This window comes from Bacillus sp. PK6-16 (assembly GCF_056530295.1).
Genome location: NZ_CP096511.1, coordinates 3,607,053 through 3,634,038 on the forward strand (window position 1 = coordinate 3,607,053; position 26,986 = coordinate 3,634,038).

The following is a 26,986-nucleotide window of genomic DNA, read 5'->3' on the forward strand; positions in this document are numbered from 1 at the left end:
CACTATGCCTGTCCCTCAAAATTATAAAAAACCAGGAAGAATTTCAGCAAAATCACTCGTTTTAAATCAACTACAAAATTGGATTATTGAAGGTGTACTGAAGCCCAATGAAAAAATTAATGATGGGGAATTGGCTGAGGCACTAGGAGTAAGCAGAACACCTGTAAGAGAAGCACTTCAAATATTAGAGCTTTCTGGATTAGTGGAAATGGTACCAGGGCAAAAAACGAAAATTGCTCCTATTAAGTTAGACGACGTATCTATCATTTATGAAACGATGGCTGGTCTTCACTCTATTATAGGAAAGCAAGCTCTTCACAACATTACAGACGCTGATATTCAACTACTTTCTGAAATAAATGATCATTTTCAGCACTCTATAGAGAAAAAAAACGCAAAACAAGCTTTAGAATTAGATATACAATTCCACAATACAATTTCTTCTATTGCTAAAAACCAATATATTGAACCCTTTTTAGAAAATATGCAACTTCACGTTTTACGTCTTGAATATTTGTTTTTCCAAAACTTTGTTCCAGCAAGACAATCTATTGAAGAACATCACTCTATCATTCAAGCATTACAGAAGCAGGACGAAAAACAAATGGAACAAATAATGACCCAAAACTGGCTCCGTCCCATGAAAGAAATACAAAAAATAATTTCTACGAAATAAAAGGAGAGCTGGTTACACAAAATCGTAACCAGCTCTCCTTTGACTAATCTATATAGCTATGCCTGAACATTTGCATAATCTTCCATATCTTCGTACTCTTTTTCCAATTCCTCTAAAGACAGCTCGTATAATTGTCGGTCGCGAATCTTAAACACACCTGCCCCAATTAACTCATCAATTAAATGCCTCTTACGATTTTCAACAGCAAAACGGAGTTGACTACTCATCTTTTAAAAAACTCCTTTCTACGATCATTGAAAATGATAATCTCTATCAATTACCACTTTTGATTATAAAAGATGACTCTTTATAAGTAAAGTAATTTCATGAAATATTTACCTTGCAAAGTATTTGTGGCCACATTATATATATGTATGCCGTGCGAAAAATGTTATGACACTTTTTCTTATCCTTTTTCTTTCATACTTTGCAAGTTGTCTCATCGTGATGAAATTCACCATCTATTTCTACTTGAATGGTGACATGTTCTACATGAAATTTCTCCTTTAATACATACGTAGCCTCTTTTAATACACTTTGCGTTTCATTCCCTTTAATAATAAGATGACATGTTAATACTTGAAAATCTGATGTGACAGACCATATGTGCAAATCATGAACTTCTTTGACAATCGGAATATTTAATAACGTACTTTTTACCTCTTCAACATTTATGTGCTGTGGTGCACCTTCCATTAATATATGAACCGTATCACGTGTTACACGCCATCCACTAATAATGACTAAAATAGACACAAGAATACTAGCAATCGCATCTGCAGCAGTCCATCCGAAAAATTTAATAAGTAACGCAGCAATGATTGCTCCGACGGAACCCAATAGATCGCCTAGTACGTGCAGGAAAGCACTTCTTAAATTCAAATTACCTTTCACATCTCCGCCTCTCATTAATATCCAAGCTGATAAAATATTAATAAGCAGACCAAGGACTGCAATAATGAGCATCCCATTACTAGCAATCTCAACTGGTTCTTTAAAACGACGGATTGCTTCAATAAAAATGTATACCGAAATGACAATAAGAACGACACCGTTACATAATGCTGCTAACATTTCGACCCGCTTATACCCGTATGTTTTCACAGTTGTTGCTATTTTTTCTCCGAGCTTAAACGCAAGTAAACTTAAAGCTAAAGATACTGCATCACTTAGCATATGCCCCGCGTCAGATAGTAGTGCTAAGCTATTTGTTACAAATCCACCAACAACTTCTGCAATCATAAAACTTGTTGTTAGTAGGAAGGCAATTAGTAACGCCTTTTTATTTTTTGAATGACCATGATCATGCGAATGTCCCATACTTATACTCCTTTAAGTACAATATCTGTATGTTAGTATGAAACAAACTCCCCGTGTTTATCCCGAATTAACGCCCATAAACGTCCGCTTCCTCTATCTATACATTTCGCTATTTTTCAAACAAGTCCTTTTTCTCAATAAAAAATAAGACTACTTCTTTTTCAGCTTCATATTGTTTACTAATGAAAGAAATTTGAAGGAGGTTATGGAATTGAAACGACTATTTCTCTGTATGGAACGTGAACTTATTGTTGTAAAAGAACGCTACGGTAACTATGAAGCTTCCTATCACTTACAAAATATGCAACCTACCTGTATTGCTGTTGATCCATTTCAAAAGAATCGTGTATATTGCGGAACATTTGGACGAGGTCTATGGTTAAGTGACGATAGTGGGGATTCATGGAGACCAATTGGAGATTCTTATCGTTACTTTGATTTCCCTAAAGAAGATGGTATTTTGCACTCCTCTATCACTTCCATAACAATAAGCTCAAATGAACAAGTTAACGGATATGGTGTCGTTTATGTCGGCACAGAACCAAGCGCTTTATTTCGCTCTGAAAATGGTGGTGAAACGTGGACTGAACTTAAAAATATGAAATCATTATTATCTTCTTATACGTGGGCATTTCCGCCTAGACCTTTTACCCATCACGTACGCTGGATTACAGTTGACCCAAACAACCCTAATACAATACACGTTTCAATCGAAGCTGGTGCTGTTATTCAAAGTAACGATAAAGGGCATACATGGATTGATAAAAAATTCGGTGCTCCTATCGATGCTCATCAATTACTTATGCATCCTGAAGCACCAAATCGCCTTTATGCATCATGTGGTGACGGATTTATGGGCGGACCTGATCGTGCATACCTTGAAAGTTATAACAATGGAAACAGCTGGATCTCATGTAGTGAAGGACTTGAACATCATTATTTATACAGCATGGCAATTGATCCAGCTGATTGTGATACGATTCTCGTTTCTGCCGCGCCAAGTGCTGATCTCGCTCATCATCGTATCCCTTATGAATCTTATATTTATCGAAAAACGAAAGATACTCCGTTCCAGCAAGTACAACAAGGACTACCATCTGCAATCGGTACAGTCATTTCGATGTTTGCTACAAACAAGTTAGAACCACATACGTTTTACACGTTAAATAACAATGGCGTCTTTCAATCCAATGATAGCGGCGAATCGTGGGAACAACTAAACATTCCGTGGAAAGATGAATATAAAACGCAGCATCCGCATGCATTGCTCGTTACTAGTTCTTAACGAAAAAAGACTGCCTAAATGATTTTAGGCAGTCTCTCTTTTATTTCTTTAAATCAATGACAATATCATCTAATACAATATCTTTACTCTTCGCTTCTTTTTTCGGCACTTCTATTTTCTTCTCTTTTCCATTCACATACTCCACTCCACCATGATTTTCAGGTGTATGAACTCGCAAGTGTACACGAGGTGTAACGATAAGCTTTGTTGCATTTTCGTTTAGTTTTTGGAATGTAGCACTCCAACTACTTTTATGCGGTTCTGCTACTGTACTAGTTCCGCCATTTCCTTCACCTGCATATTTATTTCCTAAATCATCTTTTATTTCTAATTCCACATCAGCGCTATCCCATATACTTCGTAATGCCTTAGATTCTTCCTGATTGTAAAAAACGATAAAGGACATCGGGTTTACTTCCATTTTGTCTATATTTACTTTTATTAATTCATTTTCAGAAACCCCATTAACCTTTATTTCCTTACTATTCATTGCCTTTAAACTAAGTGCGAAATTCCAATTCCCCTTAATTGAATTACCTTTATAATCCATCTCAATTTCTTCCATATCCCACCAAACATTTGCAACATCTAACCTTTTACTACTATTCCCACTCATCGTAGTCATACCTACGTACTTTTTCTCTCCAACTTTTGTTACTTGAGAGCTTCCTCCCCCGCCATTAAACCCCATCACCTGCGGATACCCAAATATATTTGGCTTCTCCCCTAAATCTTTATCACTCTCAATAGAATATGTGATTGTAATTGTTCTACCATCGAACACCGCATCATTAATGGTAACCTTAACCCCATTACTCTCTCTCGTCATATTCAATTCAGTCGAAAACTCTTTATAATTTTCATATAACCCTGTTCTACCATTATCTAAAAATCGGAATATGTCCCCTACAATTGGCAATCCCCCGGCATATGTAGGAAAACCGATACCAAGAGTTGCAACTGATAATCCTACTAAAATAGATGCAGCAGCGACACCTTTTTTCCAACTTTTCATCTTTTTCTTCGTACGTATCGATTGTTTTACATTTCGTTTTACTTTTTCCTTTTCAATTTCAGAAGCCTCAATTTCTTCTAGTTCTTTTTCGTCTATATCAATATCATTTAATAGTTCATAAATGTCTTTCATATTGCACTACCTCCAAAACTAATATTCGTAGCATTTTGTTGTAGTTTCTTTTTCCCCCGGTACACTCGATTATCAATTGCTGCCCGAGTTAATCCTAACTTGTCACCTATTTCCTCTGTCTTCATACCAAGTAAATATTTCATAATGAACACCTTTTGATCTAGCGGTTCTAATTGATTAATGAGCTTCAATAATTCTTCCCTATCTTCCATAACGATTAATTCGTCTTCTGCTGATTTTTCTGTACTGATATGAAGCTCATCTGAAATGATTTCTACTGTTTTAGTAGATTTCCGGTAATAATCAATTGCTTTAAACTTTGCAATCGCTGCAATCCACTTTTTAAAATCACTCGGCTCTCCATGAAATTTATTTGCGTTATTCCAAATGGAAAGAAATATATCGTTTATACATTCCTCTATGAGTCCATCATTTTGAATGGGAAGTAGAACTTTATGCGTGATCCCCTTTATGAGTGGTAAGTATGTATCGACAACAAATTCTAACGCGTCTTCTTTTTGCCGCTGTAATCTTTTTATAAAATTTTTCTCATTTGATTTCATGTAGCGATTCCCCTTATTGTTTTGTAAAAGCTTTTACACCCTATATAACGTCTGAGAAAATTTTTTCTCTCATCTTTTTTATTTTTTGTATGTAATGGAATACTTTCCCTTAGCCATTGTCTCATATAACTATGCGTTCAAAGAAAATTTTCTCAAGTCTGTAATTTAATTCATGTAGTACACTATTTATATAGTCATTTTTTAACTTGGTGTACATTTTATTTCGTTAATCTACTATTTTAATTTAGGAGATGAGATGTGTATGTGTGGAATTACAGGTTGGGTAGATTGGAAGGAAGACCTTTCAAATCAACATGTTATTTTAAAAAAGATGGCAAATAGTATTCAGCATCGTGGTCCAGATGCTGAAGGATTTTGGTTTTCACCTCATGCGGCCTTTGCACACCGGCGTTTAATTGTAATTGATCCAGAAGGCGGTACACAGCCGAAGACATTCCGTGCTGGTGATTATACGTATGCTCTTACTTATAATGGAGAAATTTATAATTTCCGTGAACTTAAAGAGCAGCTTCAAAAATGTGGGCATGCATTTGAAACCCATTCAGATACAGAAGTGTTACTACATGCTTATTTAGAATGGAAAGAAGACTGCGTGCGATATTTAAACGGAATTTTCGCTTTTGCCTTATGGGATGATCAGAAGCAACAATTATTTTTAGCGCGTGATCATTTAGGTGTAAAACCACTCTTTTTTACAGAAAGAAATGGCAGTATTATTTTCGGCTCTGAAATTAAAGCATTATTAGCGCATCCATCTGTCCCTGCTGAACTTGATGCGGGTGGAATAAATGAAATATTTGGATTAGGCTTATTTCGCACTCCAGGATGTGGCGTCTTTAAACATATTCAAGAAGTACGTGCTGGACATTCTATAACATTTACACGTCATAAAAAAGTAGTTACGAAGTATTGGAATTTAGAAAGTAAGTTCCATACAGACTCTATAGAAGATACATCTTCGCATATTTTATCTATTTTACAAGATACAGTAAAAAGACAATTAATTGCCGATGTTCCTCTCGTTTGTATGTTATCAGGCGGATTAGACTCTAGCGGTATTACTGCACTTGCTGGTAAAGAATTTGCTGCTGAAAATAAAACACTTCATACGTATTCTGTTGACTTTGTAAATAGCGCAAAAGATTTCGAACTGACATTTGCTCGCACTGGTTTAGACGCACCTTGGGTAAAACGCGTTTCTGAACATGTCGGGACAGCGCATCATGATATTATTGTGAATGCTGAAGAATTAGCAAATCACTTATTCGTTCCCCTTCATGCAAAAGATTTACCGAGTGCTGGTGAAATGGAAACTTCACTATATTTACTATTTTGCGAAATGAAAAAAGATGCGACCGTAGCTTTATCCGGCGAATCGGCTGATGAAGTATTCGGTGGATATCCTTGGTTTCATCAAGAAGAACTACTATATGTAGATAAGTTTCCTTGGCTAACAAATTGGAAAAATACATCTTCTCTTCTACTAAATGAAGTAAGCAACCAATGTAATTTAGAAGACTATATTGATACACGATTCCAAGAGGCGATACTTGAAGTACCTACCCTTGAAGGCGAAAGTAAAAAATCCGCGAAACAACGTCAAATGTTTTATTTATTTTTAACAAGATTCCTTCCTTTCTTACTTGACCGTAAAGATCGCATGAGTATGGCTGTTGGATTTGAAGTTCGTGTACCGTTTTGTGATTATAGATTAGTTGAATATTTATGGAATGTTCCTTTCAACATAAAAAGTATTGATAATATTGAAAAAGGCATTTTACGTAGAGCACTACAACCAGCTTTACCTGACGATGTACGCAATAGAAGAAAAAGCGCTTATCCAACTTCACAAGATCCACTCTACTTACAAACAATCCGTAATTTAACACTTGATATGTGTAACAATAAAAACAATCCTATTTTCTCACTTATTAACCATTCCATCTTACTTTCAATTGCTGATCAAAGTAATAAAGAGATTAACAATTTTGAAGCAAGAAGTGCCATGGAGTATATGCTACAAGTAAATGAATGGTTAAAAACATATCACATCCATATTGCTTAACAAAAAGGAGTTCAAGGATAAAAACCTTGAACTCCTTTTATATTAATTAGCACATTGTTTATTATCAGTATCAATAGACCATCCAATAATCGTGGCACAGTCTCTACCTTTCCACTGCAGTACATTTGTTAATACAGGCTCAATCTGCAAGCTATTTCCGTCGTGTAATATTTCTACTAAAGATTGATCATCATCAAATCTTCGTTTGTCACACTCTAAAATACCGTCCGTTGCCATTACAATGTGATTCATTCCTTTTTCTAATCCTCTTACACCTGACGTAAAGCAAGGTGTATTTGCTGCAAAAATATTTTTCCTGCCAATATATTCGTAATTTTTCCGTTTATTTAATCGTCCTTTTCCATTTTTCGTTTTCTCAGAATGGAATAAATACGCGAAACAATCACCAACTGATAACCAATATAAAAATTCGCCTTTTCGTAAACAAATTAAGCAAGCGAGTTCCTCATCATCTTGATCACACTTTTTAATAAATAACTCATCTGTAAATAACGCTAATAAGTACATATGTGTATGATGAAAAGCTAAATGTATTGGATATGAGAATAACTCTTTTAGTTTTTCTTTTCTTTCCGAAATCGCTTCTATTATATAATCTATATTTTTTGTTTTGTGATGTGTATCAAAAATCATAACAAATTCAAATTGTAATTCAGGATCCCACCAAGCCAGCACCGCATCTCCTCGTTCATATGCATCACTCTCTTGATTTCCCCCATATACGCCGACTGAAAGAGGACCACATTTTTCAACATGTATTTCATCTACATACATCTGTTCATGACTAATCCATTTGAATGTATTCACAGCTATCATCCTCTCTCTTGCTAAATGTATACCTTTACACATAGATTACCTTATATTTCAATAAAAATAAACTTTTTCAACATTTTTTATCCAAATAAAAGGGTTTTATTTCTAAAATGACGAATATATCTTACTATACGATATAAAAAGGAGATTTATTATTATGAACAACATTAATCAACATTGGGAGAGCATTTATTATCACTTACGATACGAATACGAGGACAACCTTTCCCACCAAGCAATTCGTATTTTACAAATCGTTTCTCGTGAGAAAGATATAACAATTGGAAAAGTCGCTACTGAGCTTAGTCTTTCTCATAACACAGCATCTGAACATATAAAACGCCTTATTCAAAAGGGTTTCATCGTTAAAGAGAGAAATAAAAAAGATGAAAGAGTGGTAAACCTTACATTAACAATTGAAGGAATTGGAGTATTAGAAAAACATACTTTACTAGATAAAGAAAAGATAAAAATATTAGAATCACAGTTATCAAAAGAAGAACAACAATTAATTGAAAAAGCATTTTCCTTATTAGCGAAGGAGGCAAAATATGCATTTCCTCGTTAAAGTAATCGTTTCGGCACTTATTATCGGCGTTATCACTGAAGTCGCTAAACATTACAGTACGATAGGTGGCTTTATTGCTGCCCTTCCTCTCCTGAGTTTACTTAGTCTATTTTGGATTTCATTCGAAGGCGGGAATAAACAAGAATTGAGTCAATTTGCTTTAGGGGTATTATATGGATTCCCCGCATCAGCACTACTATTATTTATTGTCTATATTGGTTTAAAAAATTCATTTACACTTAGTACATCTGTCCTACTCGGTATAGGTGTTTGGTGTATCGTTTTTGCTTGTCAAAAATTATTTCAAGCTTAGGAGGAATTAACATTCATAAATTTGTAGAAATAATGGGGCAAAATATAGAAGTACATATAAAAGGAGATGGTAAACAAACTGTAGTCATTGAAACCGGAATGACTTGCTCATTTTATGATTGGTTTCCTATTATAGAAAAGCTTTCAGAGCACTTTACAGTTGTTTCATACCATCGCCCAGGTTACGGAAAAAGTGATTTAGGCAATCAGCCGCGTACAATAAGGCAAGTTACAAAAGAGCTACATATGTTACTAAACAAACTAGCTATTCAAGAACCATTTATTCTAATCGGTCATTCCTATGGAGGATTATGTGCACAACATTTTGCGATGTTACATGAAGATAAGCTGCAAGCACTTATTTTAGTTGATTCTACTTCGATGAACTTACACCGTTTAGATGAACTTCATTTACCAATTTCTGATCAAACTGATTCTGATGATGTTTGGTTTCACAAATATAATATATATTCCAAAATGGATGTAGACACACTTTATAATGAACTAAAACCTATTCTCACCGATCAATCAAAACAGCAAATTGAATTCTCTACCTCGCCTTCATTATATAAAGCGACAGCTTCTGAACTATCGGCGTGGAAAAACTGTGCTCTCTCACTAAAAGAGCTATGTAAAACATTAGAAATACCATTAATCGTTATCGGTAGAGATCCTCAATATTCTATTACTCAATTGACTAATGGTGGCATGCCAAAAGAGGAAGCAACACAACTTGAAGCAATGTGGCAAGAGCTAATTCACGAACAATTACACCTCTCAACTAACAGCCAATATATTCTTGCCAAACATGCTAGTCACGGTATAGAAAATGATCGACCAGATATTATTATTGAGGCGATTCATTTCTTACAAATAAAAAAAGGAAGCAACTAAAGCTGCTTCCTTACTTATCTATTCATAATCTTCTTCATCATCGATTTCTTCGTAATATGAACTTCCATTACTTACATATATAGGGCCATTCGCAACATCAATACGTAGTACCCACGCCCACGGCACAGCTAAACGTTTATGTATCGCTCGCCAAAAGCTCATTGATTTTCTTTCGTACTCCTGGAACTCCTGAAGTAACTCTTTGTAGGAGGAACCGTCTAACTGAATATTTGCTTCTAACAAACGAGAATGGGCATAGTACTGTAACTCTAGTTCAGCAGCAATTTCCATTTCTTCTTCCGTTGCCATACCAATGATTGTTCCATCTTCTGGTGCAATTTCATATACGTTTTGAACTTCAATAAGCCCTTCTTTCTCTTTCTCAAACATGTAAACAGCCTCCTTTAACATATATTTTTTATGTTACAAAGTCATACTTCTACAATAACTTCTCTCTTTCCTCTTTTTTTGATAAACTTTTACAAAATATTTAACCGATGACCTGTTTTCTCTATTCTTTCAGCAGAAATGAAACGATTTTTATCAAAATTTAATTTATACACATCAGGCATATGAAGTGTTTTCCAAAACTCAAAATCATATTTCGAATTAAAATAATTCATGAGTAATACCATAATATTTCCATGCGTACCTATTACAATATTCTTACCTTCATATTGTTTTAATATATTTTGCATACATATTACAGCGCGCCTTTGTGCGATATCATTCGATTCTCCGCCTTCGTATGCAAAACTCCAATCCTCCCACACATTCTCGATAGCATCATTAAAATTTGATACTGGCTCTGTGCTCAATAATCTTTCACGCAAATCTTCTTCTGTTTGTATTGATAATTTATATGTATTCGCAATTCCTTGTACAGTTTGGATTGCTCTTTTGTACGGACTAGAAATAACAACATCAATATGTTTATCTTTTAATAAATGTGTTACATTCTCTGCATCACAGTGCCCTTTTTCAGATAAAGGTCGTTCCCGTTCTTCTTTTGTATATGTAGAATGGGCATGGCGAACGAAATATATTGTTGTCATTTTTCAACCTCCTTTCTTATTTTCAATTTATATTCAATAATAAGATTGGAAAATCCTGTATTACAAAAGAGCACTTTTCATAAGTGCCCCTTTGTTTACATAATAAAATTATTTCATTATAATTTATTTCTGAATTCCTCACTTATGACAATATCTCGAATAAAGTAATCCATATTACTTAGAAGCTTTTCAAATGCTTTTTCACTCAAATTGTTCATCATAAAGACAATCTCAATCTTATTCCCTTTTTTATCAGTACCATAGAAACTATTTGTTAATACAAATGCAGTAGAACCACCTTTCTGTCCAGCAAATTCGAACATACCCTCTCCTACGGTTCCTTTAAATATATTCTCAATCTCACCTTGCATTTGTGGTGTAAAATAATTTCTGCTATTTATCTTTTCCAGTAAACTCATGTAATCCTTCGCATTTGCACCTATAAACCGATCTGACCAAATACGCTGAAAGTCCATATCGGCTTTTAAAGATATCTCGCGTTTTGTCCATTCTTTCTCGTCTTTCATCCATTCATGTATTTGCCATACATGCTTAACATATTCATCATTAGACATATTACGTAGCTTGTCCAATGCTTTATTTTGAGGAATATGCAGTTCTTTTTCAACATAGCCCCTCATATATAATGCCCCTGTATACGTTGGATAAAATTCATCGTGACTATTTAAGCCTAACTCTTTCAAACTTTCATTTATCCGCGCTGCTCCAAGCTTGTCTAATAAATATGATGCATTCGCATTCGAACTATAATGGATCATTCCTTTCACTACTTCTTCTAAAGAAGTTTGACCACCCTTCACTAACTCTTTAACTTTTACATCATCTAGCCATGCAGGGTGTGCACCACCATCAGTATTTTTCACATAGTATTTTTCTAATTCTTTCAATGAAATTTGCTCGTCTTTTCTTATTTTCCCTTCAGCTACTTGCTTAGCATATTCAATTGCTATAACGATTTTCGACATACTTGCTAGCGGTAGTTTTTCTTTTTCATTTATTGATGTCAATGTTTCACCATTTCTTTTAACAATTAAAGAAGTTGTTTTATCATCCTTATGTTCTTTTATGTAATTTAGCACATAATTAGAGTTTTCTTTGGAATTGACATATTCCTTCACTGAAAAGAAAGCTATACAGCCTACTATAGTAATTCCAGCTATAATTCCAACAACTTTTAATCCCCTCATGATACTCCCCCTAAAATAAACATATTATATATTATACTAAATAAATTTCCCTTTTTAAGTAATAATTAGATTATTTATACAAAAATACTTTTTTTCTTAAACAACAAAAAAACATGCCTTCATTAGGAAAGCATGTTTTGTGATATCCTTCACATTGTTTAGTTAAAAAATAAATGTTTACTTACCATGATGTAACATTAAATCACTAAGTTCTTCTTCAATGTGATTTAATTTCGCAACGCCTTCTTTCCATTTATGAATATAACGTGAAACCCCAACAAAAAACAAAACAATAATTGTGGAAAGAATAATACCATATACGATTGCTACAGTACTCATAGTTACACTTCCTTATAATTAGTAATGTGGTTATTAGTTATATTTTTATTATAAACCTTTTTCTTTTAAAATACTTCGATTTCAACTTTTTGTAACAAAATTGATTTTTCTAACATTTTGTTCGTGAAAATGGCATATTTTTCACAAATTATACAAAACTTCACCATATGTACTATTACCATATGAGTTATATTATTAAATAGAATAAAGGGGATGATATACTATGACGACTTGGTTTATTGTAATGTTAGTTGTATTTGGAGCATTTAAAATTATCGTTTCTAGCCTTCCTAACTCTGTTATTGAATCCATTATTAGTCGCTTTGAAACACATCCACAACTCGAAGAAGAGAATGTGACTGTTACAATGAACGGAAATAACTTAGTAGGCGAAAAGAAATCAAAAATTATTCATGATTTTAACGAAGGTTTATTTTTAGATCGCTATTATGCACCACCCCATAATGAAGGCACACCTTTAATTATCAATGCAAAACGTGGTAAAAAAGATTTTACATTTTATATTTATAGTCATGAAGAGCATGTTGATGTTGTAAAACAATATAAAAAGAAGGTAGTTGCTTATAGTTTACGCTCTAAAAACCTTCAAAATAGTGATATGTTCGTGTCAGCTGATTTAGCTTAATACTCATATATAAAAAGGAATCCATGGCATATGGATTCCTTTTTACTATTTACTGAAAAATAAGCTCTGTCTTTAAACTATCTTTCGGTAACAACCAGCCTTTTTTCTCTAAACTCGCTATTAATAATTCCCTTTGTTTTGTCGCAATACTTTCTTCATTTGTTTTAAATGACACTTCTATTACGAAGTCATCTTCTAATTTCCCAGTATTACTTAATGGCCAAATTTCAATATTTGCTTTTATGTTTTCAAAATCTCCTGTATATCGCTTCATTAATACAGGACCGTAAATACGGGAATTCTTTAACATCTCTTCTCCCCAATTTGTATACAACCATTTGTTCATTTTCCCTGGTAATTTTTCTATTAACATGTTTTGAGCAGCTTTTTCGTTTGGTAAATCAAGTACTCCATATCCTTTCGCACTGTAACTTTTCTTATTTGAAATACTTAACGTTTTCTTCTCAAATCCCCAGTCTATTTCTGCCTCATAATTATCAGTTTTACTATCAAATCCATCTTTTTTAGCCAATTCTAGTGCATCTTGAATTACACCGTTTTGAATAGGGTATCTTTTTTTATATGTTAGCTCAAAATCTTTACTAAATTCTTTCTTTCGTATTCTAGCAAACCAGCCCTCATTACTTAAATTTTTATTTGCCGTATCTAAAAACTGTACTCGTATTCTTTCATAATTTGTACCAGCCTGGAAATGCTCTAGTACATCTTGCTTCATCTCTTTGTTAGGACCTAATACTTGTTCTGGCTTCAATAATAACTTTACTTCAAAACTAGGTTTCATTGGACTAGCAGCAAACCCTTCCTTAACGTTATAAAGGAAACAACAAAAGAAAATGCTTACGAATACAAATACTTTTTTCATATACCTATCCCCTTTGCATTTTAAATGACTTCTATACGTTCCATTGCAAGTGAATATACATTTTCATATCCTGCTGTACTTAGCTTTTGTTGTAATCGATCCGTATCCTCTTTCAAAGCGTGCACTAACACCGTATGTTCTGGTAATAATGTATTTAGCATCTCTTTAACGTCTCTTATACTTTGGTGAACTTTATACACAACTCGCTTCACCCTACATGTACTCCTTACATGTTCTTTCATAACTTTTTCTGCAAAACTCCCTTTCGCAATATGCCCAGTAAAAATAACGGCATTTCGCTTTTCATTCCGAAGTTGTTCATAATATAACTGCGCTCGTTTCGTTTGCATATTCGCATCACTCACTACAACTATTCCGTAACTATTTTGCATACTAATGTCATTATCCATCACTATTATGTTTCTTTTTAAACTCTCCATAATCCATTTAAATTCTTCATTATTTTTTATCCAATCTTTATATACGAACATCTCTTCAAATCCAGCCAAAATTTCTTTATCTACTATAAGCGGAAATTCTTTATATCGTTCATATAAATACAATACTATATCTTGCGCCCTACCAAGTTGTGGAAGCGGTAATAATGCTATTCCTTTATTTTGCATAACTCGTTCAATTTCTGCACATAGTTCGTTTACACGTTCATTTTGCGAAACATCCTCTGTGTGATAAGCGGCATCCACAATTGCGATTTTTATATTGTAGCCCAATTTCTCAGGTAAATTAGCTCGTAGTATATTAGAATCTGCTGAATAGTCGCCTGAATAAAATACGTATGTATTACACATATCAACTAAAAACCAAACAGCTCCTAATACATGCCCACTATATCCCCATTGAAACCGCAATGTAGGAGTAATTTGTATCCATTCATTTGGATTACTAATCTCATCAATACATACATAATTTAAATCTTTTATATGTTGGTCGCTATAAGGTAAATTCCACCCTTGCATCACATTATAGTTTCTCCATTTTTCATAATATAACGGCAGTTGCTCCTTCGTATAACGAGTCGTCCAAATTTTTTTCTTATAGCCATACTTCGCTAATAAAGGTAAACCCATCGTATGATCTTCATGAATATGTGATAAAAATACCGCATCTAAAAATGGAACAGCTTCTCTCTCTATTTTTGGATAACTATCCTCATAAGATCGATTAATACCACAATCAAATACTATTTTCGTTTCTTTATTTTTTACGAAGTAGCAGGAGCGACCGTATTCTCCTGCTCCTCCCCATACTTCCACTCTCATCATGCTACCCCTTTTCGTTTTTGCTCCATATGTTGTAGCAGTAATAAGCATATTGTTGTAAGTCCAACAGAAACAACGGCCATCGCCATGCCTATAGATACTTCACCCTGTTCAAATTGAGCAAAAATAAACGTTGCTGACGTTTCTACTGATGGAGGTAATACGAGAAGTGATGCTACTAACTCTCTTATCGAAATTGTAAATGTCATCGCCCATCCAGCAAGAATGCCTGGGATAATAAGAGGCAATATTATTTTTCTAAAAATATAAATATAATTTCCAGAAAAAACACTTCCTGCCTGCATGAGAGAATCATCAATTTGTCCGAGTGATGATTTTACATATTGCACCGTGTAAGGTAAAAACAGCACAACATACGTTACGATAACCATGACTGGTGTATTGTAAATTGACATAGGCATATATGGTGAATTCCAAAATAGAATAAGACCTACAACCATCACTATTCCTGGTACCATATTCGGTAACATACCGCACATATCAAGCCATTTTTCAGAGGTTTTTTTCCCCTTTCGAATCATAAGTGCCAAAAAGACTCCAATCATTACCGCGATAATCGCTGTTACGAGTGAAAAAAGAAAACTATTCCATAAAGCCTCTAATCCCGGAGATCCCATTGTAAACAATGCCTCATAATGGCTTGTTGTAAAGTTATTTACATGTAAACCGCCGCCTCTTAATTTTGAAAAAGAAGCAATAAGTATAGAAAAGTATGGAATTCCAATTGATACAATTAATAAACCAATTACATACATCCATGCTACAACGCGCGTAAATATAGACAAAGTATATCTTTTAGATTTCACACCTTTTCCACTAACCATTGCATATGAATACTTTCGATTCAATACATTTTGCATATACCAAATAAGCATACAAGCACTAAGTAATAAAGAAGATAATGCTGTTGCACTACTAAAATCAATTGGCCAACTCGAAATAAATTTATGAATTTCTGATGTTAACACGTGGAATCCTATTCTACGTCCGAATGTAGCCGGTGTTCCAAATTCAGCAATCGTCTTTACGAAAATGAGTAAAGCACCCATTACATAACTTGATACTAATAACGGCAATATTATTTTTCTTAAACGATAGAAAAAACTTCCGCCATGAACTGCTGCAGCTTCTTCTTTACTACTCCCAATCTGAAGTAACGTGTTTTTCAACATGAAATAAAGGAATGGGAATAAATGCAGACTCATAATTAATACCATACCTCCTAAACTAAAAAACGATGATGAAACTGTCTTTAGCATCGGGAAAAATTGTTCAAAATAGCCGTTAGGTTGCATGAACAAAATCCAACCCATCGATCCAATATACGGCGGTGTCATAAATGGAATCATAAAAACAATATCTAACTTACTATACTTTCCTACATCTGTTTTGCTCATAATAAACGCCAATGGAAATGCAAATATTGTAGCTCCTATTACAACGAGTACACCTAGAAGCATCGAATTTAGAAAAATCCCCGCTAATCCATCACTCTGCATCACTTCAAAAGGCTTTAAAAAATTCCAACTGCTATTTTCATATACACTAGAAAATAAAATAAGAAAAAGTGGAATGACGATTAACATCGCCACAAGTAATAACGCTACCGTCATTCCAACTTGTCTTACTGATACGAATCGATTTACCATGGAATCACCATCTTATTGAAATACTTTCTTAAATTGTTTTCCTATTTTATCTTGCTCTTTCTCAACTGTTTTCCAATCAATATTTAATACTGGAATCTCTTCTACATTTGGTCTATTTTCAGCTTTTATATCTGTTCTACCAGGCAATAAATACGCTTTAGAAACTTGTTTTTGTACATCATCGGATAATAAATAATCAATAAACTCTTTTGCACCTTCAACATTTTTACTATCCTTCATAATCCCCGCTGCACGCGGACTAATAACTGTTCCGCTCTTTGGATATACGATATCAACAGGTTCACCCTTTGCTTTTGCGCTATACGTCATATAATCAACACCCGCAATGACCATATCTTTCGCACCTGTTACAACTGGGTCTAACGCTTCCTGGTTTGCTCCTGCTACTGTAACTTCATTTTTCTTAAGCTGCTCAAATAAATTCCATCCATCTTGTCCATTCTTTTTCACGTATCCTGTTACAAAGTCTAAAGCTGAACCTGAAAGTGCTGGATCTGGAAGATTCACTTTCCCTTTCCATTCTCCTTTCGTTATATCGCTCCAATCTTCAGGCGCTGTCTTCACATTTTTTGTATTGTACACAATCCCTAATGCTGAAGCACTATACCCGAAATAATGTCCTTTATCATCTGACCATTCAGAACGCAGCTTATCAGCTTGTTTCGCCTCTTTATAAGCTAACGTTTGACCCTCTTTCTTTAATCCTTCCATCGCTGGTAAGGAAGCGAGTACGACAACGTCAACGACTGGATTTTTCTTTTCAGCTTCCATTCTCGCTAAAATTTTACCAGTTGTCCCTTGAAACATTTCCACCTTTATACCAGTTTTGTTTTCAAAGTCTTTTTGAATTTTTTCTGCTAATCCTTTTGGCCCTGCACTATATACAACAATTTTCTTTTCATTCGTATTTTTACTTTTTGCATCTGCATTACCTGTCTTTGAACTACAACCCGTTACTACAGTAGAAAATAGTAAAGTACATACAAATAAAGACTTAAGCGAACTGAATTTCTTCATACGATTCTCCCCCTATATGATGAATACATTTTTTTGGTACATATAACGATACTGGTTTCCCGATGCTTAGCTTACTATTGTGATAGGCTGTCCAGATGCCTAAAGTCCCCATATTTACTTTCACTTCATAACGTTCTCCTACATATGTAACGTGCTGAATTTCACCTGTATACATTTCGCACACATCATTTTTTGTCCAACTCACATGCTCTGGACGAATCATTTTTTCACCCTCTACAAGCCAATTCGCCTTACCAACAAATTTGGCAACAAATTCATGAGACGGTTTCACATAAATATCTTCCGGTGTTCCTTTTTGTAATACTTCTCCTTGTTTCATGACAATAATTTGGTCTGACATTGACATTGCTTCTGTTTGGTCGTGAGTGACATACAGTGCAGTTAAACCAATGGAATGAACGATATCCATAAGCTCTATTCTCATTTCTTCTCGCAAAATTGCATCGAGTGCACTTAGCGGTTCATCAAACAAAATAAAATGAGGTTTTGTTACAATTGCTCTAGCGAATGCGACACGTTGTTGCTGTCCACCAGAAAGTTCGTGTGGATACCTTTTCTCCATACCTTGCAGGCGAACTCGCTTTATCGCATCTTCTACTTTTTCTCTTAAATGATTCGTTTGCTTTGTAGCTCTTAAACCAAATGCAACATTTTCAAAAACAGTCATGTGCGGCCATAAAGCAAAATCTTGAAATACCATACCGATATTCCGTTCATGAGGAGATGTCTTTATCTTTTTTGTAGCAGAATACATGCACTGGTCTCCAAAATATATTTCTCCCTTATCCGGTTCTTCAAGCCCTGCTATCATTCTAAGTAAAGTCGTTTTCCCACATCCCGAAGGTCCTAAAAGTGTAGTAAATTCCCCTTGTTTCATTACAATCTGCAACGGCTTTAACGCCTGTATTTTTCCAAATGTCTTTTCTAATCCACTAATTGTAATATCCATTGCTTCACCTCTCTCCCCTCATTCTTAACCTGCTTTCATTCTATATGGAAGATTTATACTGAATGTTAATGTACTGTAAAGATTAAATTAAAAAACTTCTAATAAACTATTTATTTCTATAGATTTTTTCTATAGTTAAAATAAAAAAGGTGGCAATTCATAATGAATCTCTTAAAATTAGAAATTGTAGTACTTATTAAGAAATACAAAAAGCTTACAATCGTTGCAGAAAAACTTGGCGTTAAACAACCAACTATTACATTTCATATAAAAAGCTTAGAAGAAGAACTCGGTGTGTCTTTATTCGAATTACGTTCTGGAAGGTATTTCTTAACAGAGGCTGGTGAGGCTTTGCACCATTATGCTTGTAAAATAGATGCGCTTATGAAAGAAGCTAGACGTGTCACGCAAGAGTTTAAAGATTTTCATAAAGGTGCTATAACAATCGGCGCTAGCTATGTACCAGCGACTTATCTTTTGCCAGAAGTCGTTCATCAATTTCAATGTGAATTTCCCAATATAAAAATAACGCTACTAGTTAAAACAGCCCCTGAAATTCGAATGATGCTACAAAATCACGAAATCGATCTTGGGATAATTTCCGCTGCTCCATTTGATGAACCTCTTTTAAAACAAACGAATATAATGCCCGATACACTTGTTCTTGCCTTTTCCAAAGAACATCATTTTTCAAAGAAAGACAATGTATCGTTACAAAATATCGAAAAGGAACGCATACTATTGCATCGTAATCCATCTACAACGAGAGATTTACTTACACAATGGACGTTGGCGCACAACATTACATTCCAATCTGAAATTGAATTAGACTCATTAGAAACGATGAAACAAATTTTAAAATATGGTAATGGAATTGCCTTTATTTCTAAACTTGCTATCGAGCAAGAAATACAACGAAATGAGCTATGCTATATACCAATCCCTGAATTTGAATTTCAGCGTAATATTTATACGATTCATCATGAGGACAGATGGAATTCTAAAATCATTTCTTTTTTACTACAGAGCATCACTTCATTTACAACAAAAAATTAAAAGGCTGTCGTTATGCACGACAGCCTTTTAAACTATAAATCTATTTATTTTTCTTTGCCTCAATTTTTGCTTGCGCCTCTTCAGCCTTATCTAATGCTTCTGATACTTTCTTCTCTTTTTCTTTCACTTCATCTATACTATCGACAGCTTTAATAAGTTTATCGATTCCTTCTTCTTCTACCTTTCTACGCTTTGCCACTCTTTCATTTACTTTCTCTTCCACATCTTTTGCTTTTTGAAGCATATTCTCTGCATTTGATGTTACAGCTTTTTCAAGTTCATCATCTTTTTTCTTTTGTAACACTTCATTTGCAATGTCTTTCGCTTCTAAATACTTACCGTCTTTTAATGCTGTTGCTCCGTGATCCATTTTCTCAGCAACTTCTTTATATGATTTCGCTTCGTTTCCTGATTTCTCTTTTTCTGCTTTTTCGAACCACATTGTTGCATCACTATACTTTTCATCTTTCAATGATTGCATACCTGTTTCAATATATGTGTCATAATTGCTACATCCAGCCATTACGACTAATAGAAAAAGCATAACAAAACTTAATTTTTTCATGCTGTTGTCTCCTTTTCTTTGCAAGCTCACTTTACTTTAACATACATGAAAAAGAGTTTCAAAAACTAAAATACTAATTCGGTCATTTTTATAATGATAAGTCGAATTTTCATTATTTTCTTATTTTTAAGCGGACACATCTACTTGTTTTTTCACCATATGTTGCTTTACTCCAACTAATACAACTAACAATAAACCTCCGCCTATTGTCATCATAACAATGCTAGTTGGCAACATATCTAATAGTAGTCCATATACAATCATACCAAGTGGTGCGATTGCAGTCGCAATTGTTTCAAGTAGGCCAAACACACGCCCTAGGTAGCTCGGATCTGTCGTTTTTTGCATATGTACTTGCATTGGAATGTTTACAATCATAATTGCTATACCAGTTAACATCATAAAAGCAATATAGTAAATAAAACTTGCTACTTTTGGAATGATAACTAACAACGGAAAGACTGTACATAAACTTAAACCTGCAAACAAAAACAGTCCAGTATAAATAGAACGAAACGGAGTATTCACTTCTTTACGCACTGATAAAGCAATCGCTCCCATTAGCATCCCGACTGCTAACATTCCTTCTACAGTACCGAGTTGCTTTGAAGATAAATGCAATGTATGGACGATAATGTAAGGAAGTGCAACTGTTAGACCACACGCAAAAAAGTTTACCCACAATGCTATTTTCATTAAACCATATATTTCATGTTGTCTTTTTACATATAAAAAACCTTCTTTTATACTCGTCAAGAAATGCTCTGTACTCTCAGCCACTTCTTTTTTATATAAATCAAATACGATAAATAATTGCAAAATAACCGCTAAAAAGAACGTAATACTATTTAATAGGAAAAACGATTTAATTGAAAAGAAACCATATACAACTCCGCCAATAATCGGTCCTAAAATATTTGATAAAGAAGCCGCCGTTTGATTTAAAGCACTCGCTTTTTGAATACGTCCTTCATCTACTAAACTCGGAATAGACGAAGTTAATGCAACAGAATAAAAACTTGCACAAATTGATAATAATGCTGCTGAAATATAAATAAAAAGAAGTGATGGTCCAAATATAGTAGCAAGAATAAACATACTAAGCATCGTTAAACTACTTAATAAATCAGTACCAATGACAAGCCATTTTCGATTCACACGGTCTGCTACAGCACCAGCAATTGGGCCACAGATCATTCTTGGAAGTGATCCGCAAACGAGCGTAGTTGCAAACCCCATCCCTGAACCAGTAGTCTTTAATACATATAACCCCATTGCGAACGTATAAATACCTGCGCCTAATAAAGACGTCATTTTTCCAATCATCATTAAAATGATATTTCTCGTTGCAATCTTCATTCTTGAATCATGTTGTCCTATACTTATATCTTCCATTTTTGACTCTCTCCCCTTAAAAGTTAAATTGTGTTAAACTTATTATATAATCAACTTTCCAATTTTCACAACAAAAAGTTAAATACAATTAAACTTTTTAAATATAAAGGAGCAACAATATGGCAACTCTCGGCGAAAAAATTAAAGCATTACGAAAAGAAAAAAAGCTTACGCAAACAGCACTGGCAGGTTCGGAACTGACAAAAAGTATGCTTAGTCAAATTGAAAATGGAAAAGCTACACCTTCTATGAAAACATTACAATATATTGCGGAAAAACTTGAATGTGAAACGAGCTTTTTATTAGAAGAAGATGAAGGAGAAATTGTAGAACTCATTCAAAAAATGGAGCAACTAATAAAGGCAAATAAATGCGATGAAGTATACAAGACTTTACTACCTATCGTTCAAACAGAGCTACCTTCTACTTTAAATACAGCTCGCTTATATAAACAGTTCCTAACAGGAGCAACTATTATGAACGATTATCATATTCAATATTACGTTGAAACTGCTGTTTCTATATTTGAAAAATATACTTTATATCGAGAAAGCACTGAAACGAAACTACTGTTTTACTATATGCTCTTCAAACGTAAAAAATATAAAGAATGTTTACAGATGATTGCTACAATTCGTGATGAATATAAAGCGAAGAATTTAGAAATGGATCTCATTACACATATACAATTATACTTAAAAGAAGCCATTATTTTACTCGCATACGGCAATTATGAAAAATGTGAAAAAGTCATTTTAGATGCACTTGCATTTTCAAAAAAACATCAAGTGTATTATAAAACAGATGAATTTTATCGCATTTTATCTTACCAAAAAGTCATTACAGCTGATAAAGAACAGTATTTATATTACATAAAAAAATCGGAGCAATTTGCCATTTTTACAGAAGATATTCTATCCATTGCGATTATTGATATTTTAAAAGCTTACTACTACAACACAATTACTAATGAATATACAATCGCATTAGAACATCTAGAACAATTCCGAGAAAAACTAAAAGATGAACCAATCTTTCAAGACGATGGATTATATTATCTTGAAAAAGGAAAATCTTTGTATGGCTTAAAACGTTATAAGGAAGCTTTGGCAATATTAAAACACGCTACCATACCAGATTATATGAGTCATCCACTTGATCAATCGTGGGTATTAACAGCTGGGTCTTATCGTGCCCTGTGTCATATAAAACTTCAAGATAAACCAGCTGCTCTGAAAGAAGCAAAAGAAGCAGTTCAAACGATAGATGGTTATCCTGATTCCATCTTTTCTTCATTTATTAAAGAAACATTACAAATAATACAAAAACTTTAAGAATGTCTCTAAATGGTATATTATTCCTCTTTTTTAGCAAAGATAATAATGATGGGAGGAATATAAATGAATATACAACGTGCAAAAGAGCTTTCTGTGTCAGCAGAGCAAGCCAATGTCAGTTTTCAAGGCATGCCTGTTATGATTCAACACGTCGATGAAAGCAATGAAACCGCCCGCATATATGAAGTAAAAAACCCAGAACGCGAATTAACTGTTCCAGTTAATAGCTTAGAGGAAATATAAGAAATGCCACTTCTCTTTTGAAGTGGCATTTTTCTTCTTTCAGATTACTTACTATAAATTTCTTCAACCCTTTATTTTACATGAGCTGAAAAAATAAGAATTTTCTACTTCTTTTCTTTTTGTGACCTGCTAAAATACAAACTATGGATTAATTATTCGTACTATACATTAAGGAGGAAAAATAATGGCATCTACTTTAGAAAAAAACAAGCCTTATTATGCAGTTATATTCACTTCTAATTTATCAAATGATACAACAGACTATAATACCGTTGCCGAAGAAATGGAGAAACTTGCAAAGCAACAACCTGGATTTTTAGGTGTAGAAAGTGCAAGAGGTAATTCTGGACTCGGAATCACAATTTCTTATTGGGAATCACTTGATGCGATTGAAAATTGGAAGAAGAACACCTTACATAAAGAAGCGAAAAAAAGAGGTCGTGAGCAATGGTATGAAAACTTCCATCTGCGTATTTGCCTTGTTGAGAAAGAATTTAAGTTTCATAGAGGTACTTTATAACTATGAAGGAAAAATTAGCTCTCGTTATTGTTCATGAAATATATGGTGTGAACGACCATATGCATCACGTTACCCAGCACTTTACTTCATCTCATATAGATGTATTCTGTCCTAATCTTCTACAATCACAACACGCATTTCATTATCGTGATGAAGAAAAAGCATATGAACATTTTGTAAATCATATTGGATTTGATGATGGAAAAAAGCAAATTGAAGAATTCATTTCTCATCTTTCTAGTAGTTATACACATATTGGACTTATCGGCTTTAGTGTTGGAGCTACCATCTCATGGCTATGTAGTAACAATCCGAAAATAGATTTTATTATCGGATGTTACGGTTCTCGTATACGCGACTATGTTCACATAAAGCCTACATGCGCTACATTACTTATATTCCCAGAAAAAGAATCTAGTTTTTCAGTATCCTCTTTCATTCACACATTGCAGCAACAAAAGAATCCTTTATTAGAAATCAAACAACTACACGGTGAACATGGATTTCTAAATCCGTACACTGAAAAATATAACGGGCACTCTACAAAAGAAGCATACAATGTAATAGATTCATTTCTTGTAAAAAACACTCTTATAAAGGAGATGTAAATGACACTTACATTACTCTTACTTATTTTCATATTCATTGCCTTTTTCTCAGTGCTAACTATTATTTTCGTAACCGTAAAAAAGGGGGAGTTTTCCAAACGGCCCTACTTACAATCTATTATCGTTTGCATTTTATTTTTTACAAATTGGATTTTATATTTATCAACTTTTTATGCGTTACTTCCCGAGAAAATTAGTGAGTTCCTATTCCTACCCATTTGGTTTTTCCTTTGTATTTTAGGTTTTATAACTTTCTGGCGCGAATGGAGAAATAATCGTGTATTTTCCATATGTATCGTTCTTCTTTCCTTTATTAGTTTTTTATTTGGGTTATTGTTGTTAGTTCTTTTGGGGATGTAATAGAAGAAGGAAGAAAAGCCAACTTTCAACTTTTCTTCCTTCTCTGTTTACCTTTAGTTTTCACTGTCACTGATTCACAAGGTGTATAATATATTTGAGGTGTCGCCTTATCAACAAACATCATAAACGTAACGAAACCGATAATAAAGAAAATAAACAACGTTAACAAAATTGCTCCTATCGTTAAAAGTATCATAACACCACCCCTATATTTTCATGTTATTACACCTTTCGCTATTATATGAGCGTAATCCTTTTTAGAAAAAGAAACGTAACAAAATAATCACAACCACTCCTGTTAATACTGTACCTAATAAACTACGAGTATATATGGCTACAAGAAATGTTGGAATTGCTGCGATCAGGTAATCCCACTGCATCGTCTCATGCATAAATAATACTTGTGCTAAAAGTGCTGCTAATATTGCAATTGGTATGTAATTTAACCATTTTAAACCCCAGTCTGGAATTTGTAGTTTACTAAATACGAGTAGAGGTAAAATACGTGGCACGAGTGTAACAGCTCCTGCTGCTAATAAAAGTAATAATACATCTAATCTCATTTCCATTTTTCAATCACCACTCCAATCGTCGCAGCTAGTAATGTTGCGATAATAACCGCTATACTATCTGGCATAAATAGGTGTGAAACGTATGCGATAATAATCGCTACAATTGCAACACTTAAATGAATTGCTAGCTTTGGTTTACTACTTATGAGCTGAAGTACAAATAATCCGATAAACATCGCTGGTAATGCATAATCCATCCCGTATGTATGTGGATCTGGTATCCACTCACCAAATAGCCCGCCAATAATAGTAGCAAGTATCCAATTTAAATACGCTGTTACGTTAAGCCCAATCATCCATCTTTCACCCAAATATCCTTTTTGCGCTGCATGCTGCACTGCGACGCCGAACGTTTCATCTGTAATTTGCGAACCAATAATGACGTTTTTTAATAGAGGTAGTTTCGTAAAGTACGGTGCGAGGGCAGCACTCATTAATAAATGGCGTAAATTAACAAAAAACACAGTAAAAATAATTGCGGAAGCAGGAGCACCGGCTGCATACATACCAGCTAATATAAATTGGGCAGAACCTGCATAAATTAAAGTCGACATAAATGCAATTTCAATGATAGAAAAACCTGCTGTTTTTGCAATTACACCAGCTGCTATACCGATGCTCAAATAACCAAATACAGTTGGTAAACAATCTTTTACTCCTTGCTGAAATGTATCATCGCTCTGCAAAGCTACATGTGCCTGAGCTTTACTCATCTCTATCATTCTCCATTCCTTCTAAAGTTCGTTTTCCTGTTACGACATGAACTAAATCTATATTTTCACGCCATAACGTATCTAACTTATCAGCTCCAAATTCCTTTGTGATTTCTTCAACCATAATATCGTGCCGCACATACTCTGTAGCAACGAGAACTAGCGCTGGGTCATACGTTGTAACGGCCCATGAAGTGCTATCATTTGAAAAGTTCGCAATTAATACCTCCTCTCCATCACGAGCAATAACAGTTAAATGACCACCCATTCTCTTTTCAACAACGTGGGGCGTCATATAATTATGGTGAAACGTCGCTCCTATTTTTGTTTCTGGAGCTCCAAATAAGATTGAAAATATATGTACGCCTTCCTCTTCCTTTTGATGAATGTATGGCTCAATTTCATGCACTTGATCTTCCCATACAGAAATCCATAACTCTTCCTTTGCCCTATTAATTATATTGCATATCTCTTTTAAAACACGATCATTTGAGCGAATATGCGAAATTACATCTATTTGTCGCTCTTGTTCTAAACAATTTAATTTCTCATCTAAAAATTCAAAGGACTTTTCAAAGTCTTTTCGCATTCGATTCATTAATTCGGTAGCTGGTACTGGTACATATTTAACTGGTTCAGAAGGTACAATATGCACTGCTCCTTTATCCATTAACTTACCGAGTACCTCGTAAATCATAGAACGAGGTACTCCTGTTTGTTTACTCACTTCATAGCCTGTTACTGGGGAATGTTTTAGTAGTCCAATATACGCTTTACATTCATACTGGGAAAATCCTAACTTTTGTAATTCCTTTATAATTTCATCCATCGGTAACCCCTCAC

Annotated in this window: 34 protein-coding genes; 13 read left to right on the forward strand and 21 right to left on the reverse strand. The window is 34.1% G+C overall.

The window, feature by feature from the left end:
- Window positions 1-4 precede the first annotated feature (4 nt).
- Window positions 5-676 carry a GntR family transcriptional regulator gene (locus M1D66_RS18350; protein WP_012593196.1) on the forward strand — a complete coding sequence of 224 codons (672 nt, stop codon included), beginning with the start codon at window positions 5-7 and terminating at the stop codon, window positions 674-676.
- Between the two features lie 56 nt (window positions 677-732).
- Here M1D66_RS18350 and fbpA read toward each other — a convergent pair whose 3' ends face one another.
- Entirely contained in the window at window positions 733-903 is a 171-nt protein-coding gene (gene fbpA, locus M1D66_RS18355) for a Fur-regulated basic protein FbpA (protein WP_000098303.1), read from the reverse strand.
- Window positions 904-1,096: 193 nt separating this feature from the next.
- On the reverse strand, window positions 1,097-1,996 hold the full coding sequence (locus M1D66_RS18360) for a cation diffusion facilitator family transporter (RefSeq protein WP_242554680.1): 900 nt from the start codon (window positions 1,994-1,996) through the stop codon (window positions 1,097-1,099).
- Window positions 1,997-2,207: 211 nt separating this feature from the next.
- Between M1D66_RS18360 and M1D66_RS18365 the strand changes: the two genes are divergently transcribed.
- Window positions 2,208-3,281, forward strand: a complete 1,074-nt coding sequence (locus M1D66_RS18365) for a WD40/YVTN/BNR-like repeat-containing protein (protein ID WP_012593195.1) — start codon at window positions 2,208-2,210, stop codon at window positions 3,279-3,281.
- A 40-nt stretch (window positions 3,282-3,321) separates the two neighbouring features.
- Here M1D66_RS18365 and M1D66_RS18370 read toward each other — a convergent pair whose 3' ends face one another.
- Together M1D66_RS18370 and M1D66_RS18375 are read right to left on the reverse strand one after the other, a co-directional pair.
- Window positions 3,322-4,428, reverse strand: coding sequence for a DUF4179 domain-containing protein (locus M1D66_RS18370; protein ID WP_000653126.1), 1,107 nt, complete (start codon window positions 4,426-4,428; stop codon window positions 3,322-3,324).
- Window positions 4,425-4,991: a sigma-70 family RNA polymerase sigma factor gene (locus M1D66_RS18375; protein WP_048534371.1), complete on the reverse strand. Its 567-nt coding sequence runs from the start codon at window positions 4,989-4,991 to the stop codon at window positions 4,425-4,427. The genes M1D66_RS18370 and M1D66_RS18375 overlap by 4 nt, the downstream gene beginning before the upstream one ends.
- A 262-nt stretch (window positions 4,992-5,253) precedes the next feature.
- Here M1D66_RS18375 and asnB point away from each other — a divergent pair, with 262 nt between their 5' ends.
- Window positions 5,254-7,077: an asparagine synthase (glutamine-hydrolyzing) gene (gene asnB / locus M1D66_RS18380; RefSeq protein ID WP_242554681.1), complete on the forward strand. Its 1,824-nt coding sequence runs from the start codon at window positions 5,254-5,256 to the stop codon at window positions 7,075-7,077.
- A gap of 42 nt (window positions 7,078-7,119) precedes the next feature.
- On the opposite strand, the gene M1D66_RS18385 is transcribed toward asnB, so the two are convergent.
- Window positions 7,120-7,947 carry a PP2C family serine/threonine-protein phosphatase gene (locus M1D66_RS18385; protein ID WP_002040904.1) on the reverse strand — a complete coding sequence of 276 codons (828 nt, stop codon included), beginning with the start codon at window positions 7,945-7,947 and terminating at the stop codon, window positions 7,120-7,122.
- 121 nt (window positions 7,948-8,068) lie between these two features.
- Between M1D66_RS18385 and M1D66_RS18390 the strand changes: the two genes are divergently transcribed.
- From M1D66_RS18390 to M1D66_RS18400, 3 genes are read left to right on the forward strand one after another with little or no spacing between them, the layout of a single operon-like run.
- Window positions 8,069-8,479 carry a MarR family winged helix-turn-helix transcriptional regulator gene (locus M1D66_RS18390; RefSeq protein WP_242554682.1) on the forward strand — a complete coding sequence of 137 codons (411 nt, stop codon included), beginning with the start codon at window positions 8,069-8,071 and terminating at the stop codon, window positions 8,477-8,479.
- Window positions 8,463-8,792, forward strand: a complete 330-nt coding sequence (locus M1D66_RS18395) for a DUF3147 family protein (protein WP_242554683.1) — start codon at window positions 8,463-8,465, stop codon at window positions 8,790-8,792. The genes M1D66_RS18390 and M1D66_RS18395 overlap by 17 nt, the downstream gene beginning before the upstream one ends.
- Window positions 8,753-9,685 (forward strand): alpha/beta fold hydrolase, encoded by a 933-nt coding sequence (locus M1D66_RS18400; RefSeq protein WP_061113455.1) that lies wholly within the window; start codon window positions 8,753-8,755, stop codon window positions 9,683-9,685. Before M1D66_RS18395 ends, M1D66_RS18400 begins: the two co-directional genes overlap by 40 nt.
- An 18-nt stretch (window positions 9,686-9,703) precedes the next feature.
- Here the strand turns inward: M1D66_RS18400 and M1D66_RS18405 are convergent, their stop codons facing one another.
- The 5 genes from M1D66_RS18405 to M1D66_RS18425 form a co-directional block, all read right to left on the reverse strand.
- Window positions 9,704-10,075 carry a hypothetical protein gene (locus M1D66_RS18405; protein WP_000461779.1) on the reverse strand — a complete coding sequence of 124 codons (372 nt, stop codon included), beginning with the start codon at window positions 10,073-10,075 and terminating at the stop codon, window positions 9,704-9,706.
- Between the two features lie 89 nt (window positions 10,076-10,164).
- Window positions 10,165-10,740: a histidine phosphatase family protein gene (locus M1D66_RS18410; protein ID WP_000208262.1), complete on the reverse strand. Its 576-nt coding sequence runs from the start codon at window positions 10,738-10,740 to the stop codon at window positions 10,165-10,167.
- Window positions 10,741-10,856: 116 nt separating this feature from the next.
- Complete coding sequence (locus M1D66_RS18415) at window positions 10,857-11,948, reverse strand: serine hydrolase (protein ID WP_001214679.1); 1,092 nt, start codon at window positions 11,946-11,948, stop codon at window positions 10,857-10,859.
- 177 nt (window positions 11,949-12,125) lie between these two features.
- Window positions 12,126-12,287, reverse strand: a complete 162-nt coding sequence (locus M1D66_RS18420; RefSeq protein ID WP_000108701.1) for a hypothetical protein — start codon at window positions 12,285-12,287, stop codon at window positions 12,126-12,128.
- A gap of 65 nt (window positions 12,288-12,352) precedes the next feature.
- Window positions 12,353-12,469 carry a hypothetical protein gene (locus tag M1D66_RS18425; protein ID WP_012593193.1) on the reverse strand — a complete coding sequence of 39 codons (117 nt, stop codon included), beginning with the start codon at window positions 12,467-12,469 and terminating at the stop codon, window positions 12,353-12,355.
- Window positions 12,470-12,510: 41 nt separating this feature from the next.
- Here M1D66_RS18425 and M1D66_RS18430 point away from each other — a divergent pair, with 41 nt between their 5' ends.
- Window positions 12,511-12,933, forward strand: a complete 423-nt coding sequence (locus M1D66_RS18430) for a YfmQ family protein (protein ID WP_000214579.1) — start codon at window positions 12,511-12,513, stop codon at window positions 12,931-12,933.
- 49 nt (window positions 12,934-12,982) lie between these two features.
- Here the strand turns inward: M1D66_RS18430 and M1D66_RS18435 are convergent, their stop codons facing one another.
- The 5 genes from M1D66_RS18435 to M1D66_RS18455 are packed head-to-tail and all read right to left on the reverse strand — an operon-like array spanning window position 12,983 to window position 18,774.
- On the reverse strand, window positions 12,983-13,816 hold the full coding sequence (locus M1D66_RS18435) for a hypothetical protein (protein WP_242554684.1): 834 nt from the start codon (window positions 13,814-13,816) through the stop codon (window positions 12,983-12,985).
- A gap of 20 nt (window positions 13,817-13,836) precedes the next feature.
- A complete protein-coding gene (locus M1D66_RS18440; protein ID WP_242554685.1) occupies window positions 13,837-15,099 on the reverse strand; it encodes an MBL fold metallo-hydrolase in 1,263 nt (420 codons plus the stop codon).
- Window positions 15,096-16,766, reverse strand: coding sequence for an ABC transporter permease (locus M1D66_RS18445; protein WP_242554686.1), 1,671 nt, complete (start codon window positions 16,764-16,766; stop codon window positions 15,096-15,098). The genes M1D66_RS18440 and M1D66_RS18445 overlap by 4 nt, the downstream gene beginning before the upstream one ends.
- Before the next feature lie 12 nt (window positions 16,767-16,778).
- Window positions 16,779-17,804, reverse strand: coding sequence for an ABC transporter substrate-binding protein (locus tag M1D66_RS18450; RefSeq protein ID WP_242554687.1), 1,026 nt, complete (start codon window positions 17,802-17,804; stop codon window positions 16,779-16,781).
- Complete coding sequence (locus M1D66_RS18455; RefSeq protein ID WP_000355541.1) at window positions 17,782-18,774, reverse strand: ABC transporter ATP-binding protein; 993 nt, start codon at window positions 18,772-18,774, stop codon at window positions 17,782-17,784. Before M1D66_RS18455 ends, M1D66_RS18450 begins: the two co-directional genes overlap by 23 nt.
- A 162-nt stretch (window positions 18,775-18,936) precedes the next feature.
- Between M1D66_RS18455 and M1D66_RS18460 the strand changes: the two genes are divergently transcribed.
- Window positions 18,937-19,830: a LysR family transcriptional regulator gene (locus tag M1D66_RS18460; RefSeq protein ID WP_001050612.1), complete on the forward strand. Its 894-nt coding sequence runs from the start codon at window positions 18,937-18,939 to the stop codon at window positions 19,828-19,830.
- A 40-nt stretch (window positions 19,831-19,870) separates the two neighbouring features.
- Here the strand turns inward: M1D66_RS18460 and M1D66_RS18465 are convergent, their stop codons facing one another.
- The gene (locus M1D66_RS18465) at window positions 19,871-20,395 is read right to left on the reverse strand and encodes a COG3014 family protein (protein WP_000736438.1); all 525 of its coding nucleotides are present in this window, start codon (window positions 20,393-20,395) and stop codon (window positions 19,871-19,873) included.
- Between the two features lie 126 nt (window positions 20,396-20,521).
- Window positions 20,522-21,790, reverse strand: a complete 1,269-nt coding sequence (locus M1D66_RS18470; protein ID WP_000389504.1) for an MFS transporter — start codon at window positions 21,788-21,790, stop codon at window positions 20,522-20,524.
- Window positions 21,791-21,909: 119 nt separating this feature from the next.
- On the opposite strand from M1D66_RS18470, the gene M1D66_RS18475 reads away from it, so the two are divergent.
- The 5 genes from M1D66_RS18475 (at window position 21,910) to M1D66_RS18495 (ending at window position 24,858) form a co-directional block, all read left to right on the forward strand.
- Window positions 21,910-23,124 (forward strand): helix-turn-helix domain-containing protein, encoded by a 1,215-nt coding sequence (locus tag M1D66_RS18475; RefSeq protein ID WP_000212353.1) that lies wholly within the window; start codon window positions 21,910-21,912, stop codon window positions 23,122-23,124.
- Window positions 23,125-23,190: 66 nt separating this feature from the next.
- Entirely contained in the window at window positions 23,191-23,370 is a 180-nt protein-coding gene (locus M1D66_RS18480; RefSeq protein ID WP_001025739.1) for an H-type small acid-soluble spore protein, read from the forward strand.
- Window positions 23,371-23,554: 184 nt separating this feature from the next.
- Window positions 23,555-23,890, forward strand: a complete 336-nt coding sequence (locus M1D66_RS18485; protein WP_000168851.1) for an antibiotic biosynthesis monooxygenase family protein — start codon at window positions 23,555-23,557, stop codon at window positions 23,888-23,890.
- A gap of 2 nt (window positions 23,891-23,892) precedes the next feature.
- Window positions 23,893-24,498: a dienelactone hydrolase family protein gene (locus M1D66_RS18490; protein ID WP_242554688.1), complete on the forward strand. Its 606-nt coding sequence runs from the start codon at window positions 23,893-23,895 to the stop codon at window positions 24,496-24,498.
- Entirely contained in the window at window positions 24,499-24,858 is a 360-nt protein-coding gene (locus M1D66_RS18495) for a hypothetical protein (RefSeq protein WP_000176485.1), read from the forward strand.
- Between the two features lie 25 nt (window positions 24,859-24,883).
- Here the strand turns inward: M1D66_RS18495 and M1D66_RS18500 are convergent, their stop codons facing one another.
- From M1D66_RS18500 to M1D66_RS18515, 4 genes are all read right to left on the reverse strand, one after another.
- Window positions 24,884-25,054, reverse strand: coding sequence for a DUF3951 domain-containing protein (locus M1D66_RS18500; protein WP_086384950.1), 171 nt, complete (start codon window positions 25,052-25,054; stop codon window positions 24,884-24,886).
- Window positions 25,055-25,115: 61 nt separating this feature from the next.
- Window positions 25,116-25,427, reverse strand: coding sequence for an AzlD domain-containing protein (locus M1D66_RS18505; protein ID WP_000425944.1), 312 nt, complete (start codon window positions 25,425-25,427; stop codon window positions 25,116-25,118).
- Entirely contained in the window at window positions 25,418-26,143 is a 726-nt protein-coding gene (locus tag M1D66_RS18510; RefSeq protein ID WP_000030489.1) for an AzlC family ABC transporter permease, read from the reverse strand. Before M1D66_RS18510 ends, M1D66_RS18505 begins: the two co-directional genes overlap by 10 nt.
- Entirely contained in the window at window positions 26,136-26,972 is an 837-nt protein-coding gene (locus M1D66_RS18515) for a TrmB family transcriptional regulator (protein ID WP_000343353.1), read from the reverse strand. Before M1D66_RS18515 ends, M1D66_RS18510 begins: the two co-directional genes overlap by 8 nt.
- Between the last annotated feature and the right edge of the window lie 14 nt (window positions 26,973-26,986).